General features: G+C 72.3%; 12 protein-coding genes. 5 read left to right on the top strand and 7 right to left on the bottom strand.

The annotated features are described in order from the left end of the window. Positions 1-281: 281 nt before the first annotated feature. Together EST54_RS31200 and EST54_RS31195 are read left to right on the top strand one after the other, a co-directional pair. Positions 282-1,676 (top strand): aldehyde dehydrogenase family protein, encoded by a 1,395-nt coding sequence (locus tag EST54_RS31200; RefSeq protein ID WP_129251063.1) that lies wholly within the window; start codon positions 282-284, stop codon positions 1,674-1,676. Between the two features lie 79 nt (positions 1,677-1,755). After that, entirely contained in the window at positions 1,756-2,856 is a 1,101-nt protein-coding gene (locus EST54_RS31195; RefSeq protein ID WP_129251062.1) for a Zn-dependent alcohol dehydrogenase, read from the top strand. Here EST54_RS31195 and EST54_RS31190 read toward each other — a convergent pair. The 3 genes from EST54_RS31190 to EST54_RS31180 are packed head-to-tail and all read right to left on the bottom strand — an operon-like array spanning position 2,853 to position 4,654. After that, the gene (locus tag EST54_RS31190; protein WP_129251061.1) at positions 2,853-3,134 is read right to left on the bottom strand and encodes a DUF397 domain-containing protein; all 282 of its coding nucleotides are present in this window, start codon (positions 3,132-3,134) and stop codon (positions 2,853-2,855) included. The two genes, EST54_RS31195 and EST54_RS31190, sit on opposite strands and share 4 nt — an antisense overlap. Then, positions 3,116-3,958 carry a helix-turn-helix domain-containing protein gene (locus tag EST54_RS31185; RefSeq protein WP_129251060.1) on the bottom strand — a complete coding sequence of 281 codons (843 nt, stop codon included), beginning with the start codon at positions 3,956-3,958 and terminating at the stop codon, positions 3,116-3,118. The genes EST54_RS31190 and EST54_RS31185 overlap by 19 nt, the downstream gene beginning before the upstream one ends. A 54-nt stretch (positions 3,959-4,012) precedes the next feature. Further along, positions 4,013-4,654, bottom strand: a complete 642-nt coding sequence (locus EST54_RS31180) for a TetR/AcrR family transcriptional regulator (RefSeq protein ID WP_129251059.1) — start codon at positions 4,652-4,654, stop codon at positions 4,013-4,015. Positions 4,655-4,954: 300 nt separating this feature from the next. Between EST54_RS31180 and EST54_RS31175 the strand changes: the two genes are divergently transcribed. Both EST54_RS31175 and EST54_RS31170 read left to right on the top strand, forming a co-directional pair. Continuing rightward, a complete protein-coding gene (locus EST54_RS31175) occupies positions 4,955-5,587 on the top strand; it encodes a TetR/AcrR family transcriptional regulator (RefSeq protein ID WP_129251058.1) in 633 nt (210 codons plus the stop codon). A 135-nt stretch (positions 5,588-5,722) separates the two neighbouring features. Next, entirely contained in the window at positions 5,723-6,082 is a 360-nt protein-coding gene (locus tag EST54_RS31170) for a DUF6463 family protein (protein ID WP_129251057.1), read from the top strand. 135 nt (positions 6,083-6,217) lie between these two features. Here the strand turns inward: EST54_RS31170 and EST54_RS31165 are convergent, their stop codons facing one another. Beyond that, complete coding sequence (locus tag EST54_RS31165; protein ID WP_129251056.1) at positions 6,218-6,679, bottom strand: MaoC family dehydratase; 462 nt, start codon at positions 6,677-6,679, stop codon at positions 6,218-6,220. A 253-nt stretch (positions 6,680-6,932) separates the two neighbouring features. On the opposite strand from EST54_RS31165, the gene soxR reads away from it, so the two are divergent. Continuing rightward, on the top strand, positions 6,933-7,508 hold the full coding sequence (gene soxR, locus EST54_RS31160; protein ID WP_129251055.1) for a redox-sensitive transcriptional activator SoxR: 576 nt from the start codon (positions 6,933-6,935) through the stop codon (positions 7,506-7,508). A 48-nt stretch (positions 7,509-7,556) separates the two neighbouring features. Here soxR and EST54_RS31155 read toward each other — a convergent pair whose 3' ends face one another. From EST54_RS31155 to EST54_RS31145, 3 genes are all read right to left on the bottom strand, one after another. Further along, positions 7,557-8,996, bottom strand: a complete 1,440-nt coding sequence (locus EST54_RS31155; RefSeq protein ID WP_129251054.1) for an amidase — start codon at positions 8,994-8,996, stop codon at positions 7,557-7,559. Between the two features lie 215 nt (positions 8,997-9,211). Next, positions 9,212-9,943 (bottom strand): 3-keto-5-aminohexanoate cleavage protein, encoded by a 732-nt coding sequence (locus EST54_RS31150; protein ID WP_129251053.1) that lies wholly within the window; start codon positions 9,941-9,943, stop codon positions 9,212-9,214. A gap of 80 nt (positions 9,944-10,023) precedes the next feature. Beyond that, a complete protein-coding gene (locus tag EST54_RS31145) occupies positions 10,024-10,638 on the bottom strand; it encodes a hypothetical protein (RefSeq protein WP_129251052.1) in 615 nt (204 codons plus the stop codon). Positions 10,639-10,828: the final 190 nt, after the last annotated feature.

The following is a 10,828-nucleotide window of genomic DNA, read 5'->3' as shown; positions in this document are numbered from 1 at the left end:
GGCCGCGCCCCCGCTCCAGGTCCGGGGGTTCCCGGACCTGGAGCGGGGGCGCGGCCGGCGGGGGTGCGGCCGCGCCCCCGACCACACAGGGGCCGCGCCCTCGATCACACAGGCCCATACAGGGACCGCGCTCCGGCCGCATCAAGGGACGTTTCGGACGCACCGTAGGCTCGTTCCCGCCGTCACCCGGGCCGGGTGGCGGCGGGCTCCCTGGCGTAGCTAAAACTACCGGCGCTAGTTTGGGGGCCGGAAGAACATCGGCGGCAGGGGAGGACCACGACGTGAAGCAGCACGACGCGATGTACATCGACGGAAGCTGGCGGCCCGCCGCCGGCAGCGACACGATCGAGGTCGTCAACCCGGCCGACGAGCAGGTCATCGCCACCGTCCCGGCCGGCTCCGCGGAGGACGTGGACGCCGCCGTACGCGCCGCCCGCGCCGCCCTGCCGGGCTGGGCCGCCACCCCGCCCGAGGAGCGCGCGGACCGGCTGGCCGCGCTGCACGGCCGGCTCACGGAGCGCGCCGAGGAGATCGCCGGGACCATCACCGCCGAACTCGGCTCGCCGCTCGCCTTCAGTACGGCGGTGCACGCCGGGGTGCCGCTGGCGGTCAGCGCGTCCTACGCCGAACTCGCCCGTACGCACGCCTTCGAGGAGAAGATCGGCAACTCCACCGTGCTGCACGAACCGGTCGGGGTGGTGGGCGCGATCACGCCCTGGAACTACCCGCTGCACCAGATAGTCGCCAAGGCCGCCCCGGCCCTCGCGGCCGGCTGCACGATGGTGCTCAAGCCCGCCGAGGACACCCCGCTGGTGGCCCAGCTGTTCGCCGAGTGCGTCGACGAGGCCGGGATACCCGGCGGGGTCTTCAACCTCGTCACCGGCCGCGGCCCGGTCGCCGGGCAGGCCCTCGCCGGACACGACGGGGTCGATCTGGTCTCCTTCACCGGCTCGACGACCGTCGGCAGGCAGATAGGCGCGCTCGCGGGCGCCGCGGTCAAGCGGGTGGCGCTGGAACTCGGCGGCAAGTCCGCCAATGTCATCCTGCCCGGCGCCGACCTGGCGAAGGCGGTCGGCGTGGGCGTCGCCAACGTCATGGCCAACTCCGGCCAGACCTGCAGCGCCTGGACCCGGATGCTGGTCCACGAGGACCGCTACGCCGAGGCCGTCGAGCTGGCGGCCGCCGCGGCCGCCAAGTACGTGCCCGGCGAGCGGCTCGGCCCGCTGGTCAACGCCCGCCAGCAGGGCCGGGTCCGCGGCTACATCGAGCAGGGCATCGCCCAGGGCGCGCGGGTCGTGGCGGGCGGCCCGGAGCCGGTCGACGGGCCCGGCTATTACGTCCGGCCGACCGTCTTCGCGGACGTCACCCCGGAGATGACCATCGCCCAGGAGGAGATCTTCGGCCCGGTCCTGACGATCCTGAAGTACCAGGACGAGGACGACGCCGTCCGGATCGCCAACGGCACCGTCTACGGTCTGGCCGGCGCGGTCTGGGCGGGTGACGACGCCGAGGCGGCCGCGTTCGCCCGCCGGCTGGACACCGGACAGATCGACATCAACGGCGGCCGCTTCAACCCCCTCGCCCCGTTCGGCGGTTACAAGCAGTCCGGTATCGGCCGGGAGCTGGGGCCGCACGGCCTGGCCGAATATCTCCAGACCAAGTCGCTCCAGTTCTGACCCGGCCGGGCTGCGGGAGGCCCCCGCCTCCCGCCGCCCGACAGCCCCTTGCCCCGTCCTCCCGCACCGAGGAGATCCAGTGGTCCGCGCCGCCGTACTGTCCGCCGTCAACGCCCCGCTCCAGGTCACCGAGATCGACCTGCCCGCACCCGGCCCCGGCCAGGTCCGGATCAAGCTCGCCGCCGCCGGCGTCTGCCACTCCGATCTGTCGCTGTCCAACGGGACCCTGCGCCAGCCCGCCCCCGCCGTCCTCGGGCACGAGGGCGCCGGCACCGTGACCGCCGTCGGTCCGGACGTGACGACGGTGGCCCCCGGCGACCAGGTCGTCCTCAACTGGGCGCCGTCCTGCGGAGACTGCCACTTCTGCTCCCTGGCCGAGCCCTGGCTGTGCGCCGACGCGGGCCTCGCCGCGCACTCCCCGTACGCCACCCTCGCCGGCGGCGCCACCGCGCTCTACCCAGGCCTGGGCACCGCCGCGTTCGCCGAGGAGACCGTGGTGCCCGCGCGGGCCGCGCTGCCGCTGCCGGACGGGATACCGCTCGTGGATGCCGCGCTGCTCGGCTGCGCGGTGCTCACCGGCTGGGGCGCGGTCCACCACAGCGCCCGGGTGCGGGCGGGGGAGTCGGTCGTGGTCTTCGGCGTCGGCGGGGTGGGCCTGGCCACGCTCCAGGCGGCGCGGATCGCGGGTGCCGGTCCGATCGTGGCCGTGGACGTCTCACCGGCGAAGGAGGAGCTGGCCCGCGCGGCCGGCGCCACCGAGTTCGTCGTGGCCGGGGACGCCGCGTTCTTCGAGAAGGAGGGCGCCAAGCGGATCCGCAAGCTCACCGGGGGAGTGGGTGCCGATGTCGCGATCGAGTGCGTGGGCCGCGCCGAAACCATCCGCACCGCCTGGTCGGCGACCCGCCGCGGCGGCCGTACGACGGTCGTCGGCATCGGCGGCCAGGAGCAGCAGGTGACCTTCTCCGCCCTGGAGCTCTTCTACTTCGGGCGGACGCTCTCCGGCTGCGTCTACGGCAACAGCGACCCGGCCCGCGATCTCCCCGTCATCGCCGGCCACGTCCGCTCCGGCGCGCTCGATCTCTCCGCGCTGGTCACCGAGCGGATCGGCCTCGACGGCATCCCGGCCGCGTTCGACGCGATGCTGGCGGGCAAGGGCGGGCGGGCGCTGGTCGTCTTCTAGACGGCTCTGTTCTTCACGGCGGCAACGAAGGACCCCCAGGCGGTGGCGCTGAAGACGAGCGCGGGCCCTTGGGGGTTCTTGCTGTCACGTACGGGGACGAGGGCGGGGAGGTTGTCGGCTATCTCGATGCACTCGCCGCCGTCGGAGTTGCTGTAGCTGCTCTTGCGCCAGGCGGCGGTGGTGAGGAAGTCGTCGGAGACCTCGATGCAGTTGCCGCCGTCTGAGTTGCTGTAGGAACTCTTACGCCACGTCGCGCTGCTCAGGTCGATGGCTCGCACGGCATTTCCTCCAACAATCGCGTGATGAACTTCTGCGACTCGGCCGGGGACAACGCCAGGTCGCGCACCGCATCATATGCGCGCTGCAAACGCTCAACCCTGTCGTTTTCTTCGATCAGTTCCCCGCGTACGTCGGTCTCGACGTACGCCACGGTACTGCCGTCCAGCAGCCGCAGGAACATCACGTCCGTGCTGTCCAGGCCATGCAGGCCAGTGCCGAACGGCAGGACGTGAAGCGTGACGTTGTGGCGCTCCGACGTGTCCACCAGGTATTGCAACTGTTCCCGCCACTCCCGAGGATCGCGCAGCGAGTTCCGCAGCACGGCTTCGCAGAGGATGACGCGGAACGGCGGTGGGTCTTCGCCCTCCAGCAGATTCCGCCGGTCCACCCGCGCGTTGACCTGCTCATCCAGCTCTTTGCCTCTGTGGCCGCCTGCCGCAAGCGCTTCGCGTGCGTACGCAGCCGTCTGCAGCAGCCCCGGCGGCCTCCTCACGGAGTACTGCCACAGGCTCATCGCTTCCTGCTCCAGCGACATGTAGCGGCGGTACTGCTCCTTGAACTGCGTCGGATCCCCCACCGCCAACTCCCACAGCGTCAGCAGCCATTCCTCCGCCCCGTAGTGCTGGGCCAGCGCCTCCACCACCTCCGGGCTGCCGATGGTCTTCCCGCTCTCCATCTTCCCGAACAGCGACGCGTCCCAGCCGAGCACCTCACCGAGCTTCCGCAGGCTGTCGCCCTGCTGTGTGCGCAGTAAGCGCAGTTCCTCCGCGAACCGCTTGCGCGGCTCCTTGCTCCGTCCGGTGACGACCCTTCTCGGCGGCATGGGACCTCCTCCACGACCGGCCAATTCCCGTAATGGCCAGAACACTTACGGTAGTCAGCCCTTGGTGGACCGCGCAGGGAATTGCAGCGCCAGACCGTCCACCAGCGCGCGCAGCCCGGTCTCGAACGCGCCCTCGTCCACCTGCCGTTGATGCTCCGCCAGCAGATGTGCCTGGCCCAGATGCGGATAGTCGGCGGGGTCGTAGGCGCTCGGGTCGTCGACGAAGCCGCGGGCGAACGAGCCCAGCGCGGAGCCGGCGACGAAGTAGCGGACCATCGCACAGACCCGGGTGGCCTGGGCGGGCGCCCAGCCCGCCTCGACCATGCCGCCGAACGCCGCGTCGGCCATCTTCAGTCCGGCCGGGCGGCGGCCGGGCCCCTGGGCGAGGAACGGCACGATGTGCGGGTGCGCGGCGAGCGCCGCGCGGTAGGAGCGGGCCCAGCCGAGCAGCCCGGCGCGCCAGTCCCCGCCCGTCTCCAGCGCCGACACATCGACCTGGGCGATGATCGTGTCGGCCACCGCGTCGAGGATCTCGTCCTTGGTCGTGAAGTGGTGGTAGAGGGAGGGCCCGCTCACCCCCAGCTCCGCCGCCAGCCGCCGGGTGGAGAGCGCCGGCAGTCCCTCGGAGTCGACGAGCGCCAGCGCCGTGGAGACGATGCGCTCGCGGCTCAGCAGGGGCTTGCGGGGTCGGGCCATGACGCACATGGTAGAGGCCGTCCGGCGAAAACTAGCAGTGCTCATCAACCGTCCCGTCCCGACGGCTACCCGGCCGGTAAGCTGCCGCGGGCGCCCGGGTGAGGACCCTGTACGACACCCTGGTCGAGGCCACCGAGATGCCGCCCTCGGCCGTGCGCTGACCGGGGTCTTGGCCTTCCGGTCCGTCGCTCCGGCCGTCCCGCCCGCACCCGCCGGACCCTAAGCGCTTGCTCAGCGGCGCGATATGGTGTTCGATCCGTCAGTGGAGGGTCCCTGGCGGATCGAGGAGCGGGGAGCGCGATGGGTGCGGCGGCGGAACGGGCCGAAGAGGAGAACGAGGAGTGGGCCGGGGTGACCCCGGACGCCGCGCGACGGCTGGTCGGTGCCGCCGTCGAGGCCTTCGCGGAGCGTGGCTACCACGCGACCACCACCCGTGACATCGCCGGCCGGGCCGGTATGAGCCCGGCCGCGCTCTACATCCACTACAAGACGAAGGAAGAGCTGCTCTACCGGATCAGCGGCATCGGCCACGAAAAGGCGCTGCGCATCATGGGCGCCGCCGCCGAGGCCGGGGGCAGCGCCACCGAGCGGCTGCGCGACGCCGTGCGCACCTTCGCCCGCTGGCACGCCGAGCACCACACCACCGCCCGGGTCATCCAGTACGAGCTCCAGGCGCTGAGCCCCGAGCACTACACCGAGATCACCGGTCTGCGCCGCAAGACCGACCGGCTGCTGCGACAGATCATCCAGGACGGCGCGGACAGCGGGGAGTTCCGGGCCGACGACGTCCCGGGCACCACCCTCGCGGTGCTGTCGCTGTGCGTGGACGTCGCCCGCTGGTTCACGGCCGACGGCCCGCGCACACCGGACGAGGTCGGCACCCTCTACGCCGATCTCGTCCTGCGGATGGTGGGGGCGCCGGACCGGGGCTAGGGGGTGTCGTTCGGGTCAGCGATCGGAGTTCGCCTTCACGGCCCCATCCGGCGGGATCACTTACTCTCTGCCGACGCGAATCTGCGGGTCGGGTCATCGTCCGAGTGCGCCCAGGGGTGCTCGTACGATATGGCCATGAAGCGACGTTCAGCCGGATTCTGGCTCCAGGTTGTCGGCATCGGTCACGGTGCCATCGGTGCAGTGATCTACCGCGATGTGTTCGCCGACATGGCGCACAGAAGCCTCGTCAACTCCGTGCCCGACCGGGGCGATCGCGCCGCCGCCTTCTGGTTCATGGCCGCCGCGCCCGCCCTGTGGATGGGCGGCCGACTGCTGCGGTCCGCGGAGGAGCACAAGGACATCCCCGCCCAGCGCGCGGCGGGCGCCGTTCTGACCGCCGTAGGTGTGACAGGCACCGCCGCCATGCCAAAGAGCGGCTTTCCTACCCTGGTGGGGATCGGCGGCCTTCTGCTGCGCAGGTCACTACGCGGGTGAGTCATCTTGCTCGGATCATCGGGCGGACCGGAGAGAGCTGACCGCGACGTGGAGGCGTGGGTGACGCGGCCGGCGGGGTGCCGCCCCGGAACCGGACCGTCGGGTCCTGGCCCGGTGCGCGGGGCGGCGGCCGGTCTACAGGTAGAAGCGGCTGACCGTCTCCGCGACGCACACGGGCTTGTCGCCGCCCTCGCGTTCGACGGTCACGACCGTGGTGAGCTGGACGCCGCCGGACACCTCGGCCACCTCCGCGATCCGGCCCGTGGCGCGCAGCCGGGAGCCGACCGGGACGGTCGCGGGGAAGCGCACCTTGTTGCTGCCGTAGTTGATGCCCATCGTCACGTTCTCGACCCGCATCAGCTGCGGTACGAGGGCGGGCAGCAGCGACAGCGTCAGATAGCCGTGCGCGATGGTGGTGCCGAAGGGGCCGGCCGCCGCCTTCTCCGGGTCCACATGGATCCACTGGTGATCGCCGGTGGCGTCCGCGAACAGGTCGATCCGCTTCTGGTCGATCTCCAGCCAGTCGCTGGTGCCCAGGTCCTCACCGACCGCGGCCCGCAGTTCGTCGAGCGATCCGAACACTCGGGGCTGTGCCATCTCCGTCTGCCTCCTCGGGATCCATCCGCCGCCGCCGACCGGCCGGCACATACTAAGCGCTTGCTCAGCATGCGGAGTGCGGGCACCCGCTGTCAACGCCTGGGGATCACCGGACATGTCCCGGCCGTGGCCGCCACGTCCCGCCCGGCCCACCCCGCGGGCGGACGGGGGACTTTGACGAGGAGCTTTGACGAGGAGCTTTGACGAGGAGCTTTGACGAGGGGGCTTTACGGACACGGCCTAGGCTGGAACCGTGCCCCAGCTTCCGTACAAGGTTCATGAGCTCTCCGTCGGCCAGCTCTCCGCGCGGAGCGGCGCCGCGGTCTCCGCGCTGCACTTCTACGAGTCCAAGGGGCTGATCAGCAGTACCCGGACGGCGGGCAACCAGCGCCGCTACTCCCGTGACGCGCTGCGCCGGGTGGCGTTCGTGCGGGCGGCGCAGCGGGTCGGGATTCCGCTCGCGGTGATCCGTGACGCACTGGCGGAGCTGCCCGACGAGCGCACCCCCAACCGCGCCGACTGGGCCCGGCTCTCCGAGGGCTGGCGTTCCGAGCTGGACGAGCGGATCACCCAACTCGTCGAACTGCGCGACCGGTTGACCGACTGCATCGGCTGCGGCTGTCTCTCGCTGGAGACCTGCGCGCTGTCCAATCCGTACGACAACCTCGGTGAGCAGGGGCCCGGCGCGCGCCGGCTGCGGGTCGACCGGAGCGCCCAGGACCCGGAGGGGGCGCAGCGGCGCGCCGGCGACCCGCAGGGCGGGGGCGGGCGGCCGAGTGGAACGCCGGGTGGCCAGGGCGCGCCGGGGTGCTGTCCGGACGAGCGGTGAGCGGGTGTGCGTCCGCCCCGGCGCGGGGCGGACGCACACTCCCGGGTGTCACCACATGGCCGGCTTGCGGCCCGCCCAGGGGCGGGCCTGTTCCAGCTGGGCGGAGAGTGCGATCAAGGTGGCCTCGTCGCCGTACCGGCCGGCCAGCATCACCCCGATCGGCAGGCCCTCGGCATTCCACTGGAGCGGGACGCTCACCGCGGGCTGGCCGGTGGCGTTGTAGACCGCGGTGAACGGGGTGTAGGCGCCGATGGCGGCGAACTCGGCCTGCGGATCGGCGTCGTTGCGCAGTGCGCCGACCGCTGCCGGAGGCGCGGCCACGGTCGGCGAGAGGATCACGTCATAGCCGCCCGGCGGCATCAGCCCGTCCGCGAGGGACTGGGCGAGCATCCGGAAGGCATACAGCGAGCGGGCGAATTCCGTGCCGGATACCTCGCCGCCGCGGGCCCGCAGATGGCGGGTGAGCGGCATCAGCAGCTCCTCACCCCCCGGCGGCACCGGGCGGCTCGCGGCCAGCACCGACCAGACGCGGGTGAAGGCGAGGAGGATGCTGTCGTCGGCCGGCAGCGACAACTCCTCGACCTCATGGCCGAGTCCGGACAGCAGCGCCGCGGTGTCGGTGGTGGCGGTGCGGCAGTCGGCGTGGACCTCGACACCGGGGACGGGCGGCTCGATGAGGCAGGCGATCCGCAGCCGTCCCGGGTCGCGGCGGGCGTGCGCGGCGAAGGTCTCGCCCGGTGGCAGCGACGGCGCCGCGAACGGGTCGCCGGGCATGGGGCCCGCCAGGACGTCCAGCAGAGTGGCCGCGTCGGCGACCGTACGGGCCAGCGGGCCCGAGGTGGCCAGGCCGGAGACGTCGTGCAGCAGGGGGCCGCCGCTGATCCGGCCCCGGCTGGGCTTGATGCCGAACAGCCCGCAGACGGACGCCGGAATGCGGATCGAGCCGCCGCCGTCGCTGGCATGCGCGAGCGGCGCCAGTCCGCCGGCCACGGCCGCGGCCGCCCCGCCGCTGGAGCCGCCCGCCGAGCGCTCCGGGTCCCAGGGGGTGCGGGCGGGCGGCGCGAGGTCGTTCTCGGTGTAGCAGGGCAGTCCGAATTCGGGGGTGTTGGTCTTGCCGAGCAGGATCGTGCCGCCCGTCCGCAGCTTGGTGACCACATGGTCGTCGAGCACCGGCACATTGTCTGCCAGCGCCCGGGAACCCATCGTGCAGCGCACCCCGGCGACCTGGTTGAGGTCCTTCACCGGGACGGGGACGCCGTACAGCGGGGGGAGTTCGCGACCCTCGCGGCGGGCCGCGGCGGCCTCGCTCTCCGCCTCCGAGGCCTGCTTGCGGGCGATCTCCGGGGTGCGGGTGAGGAATGCACCGAGTGTGTCGTCGAGCCGCTCGATCCGCGCCAGATAGTGCTCGGTGAGCTCCACGGGGGAGATGTCACCGGACCGGATTCCCTCGGCCTGTTCGAGCGCGGTCAGATCGTGCAGTTCGGCCATGGAGGTCCACCTTCTCCTGGGGTACCTCCCATGCCCTTGAGGCATGGGGGAGGGGTCCGTGCGGCCTGGTGCCGTACGGGCGGGGCCGGTGCCCGCCGGGTGCGATGCCGGTGCGGGTGGTCAGCCCGTGCACAGTTGTTTCAGTTTCCGGGTCGGCGCGTAAAGGCCGTATCTGAACAGGTGGTTCAGGAACGGGTGGTGCATCAACCGATGGTTCATGCGCCGCGAGGAGGGCCGCTCAGTGCGGCGGCCGCGGCGCATATCAGCTCGGCGTTGTCGCGGGCAGGTCGGCCGTCGGGCAGCAGGAGGGTGTCCTCCAGGCCGATCCGGGTGTCCAGACCCAGCTCACCGGCCAGCCGCAGCACCGGCCAGGTCCCGTCGTCCATCCCATGGAGCAGCACCGGGCGGCCGGGCGCGGCGCCGGCCACCGCGGCCAGCAGTTCGCGCGCGGCGTCCGGGGGATGGCCGACGTCGGTGCCGATCACTTCGGCCAGCACCCGCAGCACCTTGGGCGCGAGCGGGGAGCGGGCGAACAGCCCGGCGGCGGCGGTGCCCGCCCAGATGCCGGCCTCGATGCCGACGCCGCGCTCCATCAGGGCCGCGGCAAGCGCATCGGCACCCGGCTCGTGCCAGTTCACCGACGCGTGATCGGGCAGCACCGTCCAGGATCTGATCCGCGCCAGCCGGCGCTCGGGATCCGGCTCGGCCCAGGCGCCGGTCGTCACCCCGACCGGGACGTCCACCACCGCCCGGATCGCCTCCAGGGTGGCGGCCACCACCCGCGGGTCGAGCGAATCCTGGCCGCACGGGGTCTTGGGATGGACATGGACATCCTCGGCGCCGGCCGCCACCGCCTGCCGTGCGGCAGCGGCGAGGGCGGCGGGTGACATCGGTACGGCGCCGGAATCGGCCGCGGTCCGGGGGCCGTTGAGACAGACCTGAAGCATGCCCTCATGATGGCAGCAGGGTCTGACAACGCCCGGACCCGGCCTTTCCCCCTGTGTCGGGTGCGGCTTCGCCGGCCTGGTCAGGCCGCCGCGAACGCCCCCGGGCCGCGGACCCGGTCCGCGGTCATCAGTACCTCGGGCGTGAGCACGGACACCGGCGCGAGCACCCCGCACTCCCGGCAGGCCGGCCCGGACGCCGGGTGGTTCATGGACTCGGGGAGCCAGGTGAAGCGGGTGCCGCCGCACACCGGGCAGTCGCGGCGCGGGCGTCCCGCCTCCATCGCCACGATCATGTTGCGGAGCACCACCGCGAGGCGGGCCGCGGGGTGCCGTTGCGGAGACTGGCACGGCACGATGTCGCAGCCTCCCCAGGTACGCCGGTGCCACTCGTCGAGGGCGCCGGGCTGCCGGATACCGTCGTGCTTTTCCTTCCGCCGCCGGGCGGCGAACTCTTCCTCGTACGCGAGCCAGAGAGTACGGGCCTCCTCAAGCTCCGCCAGCGCGGCCACCAGCCGCTCCGGATCGGGATCGCGGTCCTGGGTCGCGATACCGGCCCGGGTGCACAGATGGTGCCAGGTCGCCCGATGCCCGTAAGGGGCGAAGCGTTCAAGGCACTTGCGCAGCGCGGTGCGTCGCTGGGTCGCGACGAGACGTGGATTGCGGACCTGCTCTGCGAGGGCTCTGAAACCGGCCATTTCTTCCCACCTCCGTGGGGAGGATCCGACTGGACGTTGATGAGACGTAGCCTGCCCCCACTTGGATCCATCGAACTTTTTTGCGGTTCGGCGGGGCGGGGTGTGGGGTGCCGGCCGGTGGGCACGGGGTGCCGGCCGGCACCCCACACCCCGCCCCGCCGAACCGCAAAAAAGTTCGATGGATCCAAGT

It is taken from the genome of Streptomyces sioyaensis, from assembly GCF_004122735.1.
In the GTDB taxonomy this organism is placed as follows: domain Bacteria; phylum Actinomycetota; class Actinomycetes; order Streptomycetales; family Streptomycetaceae; genus Streptomyces; species Streptomyces sioyaensis.
This window is presented reverse-complemented; position numbering and strand designations above follow the sequence as displayed.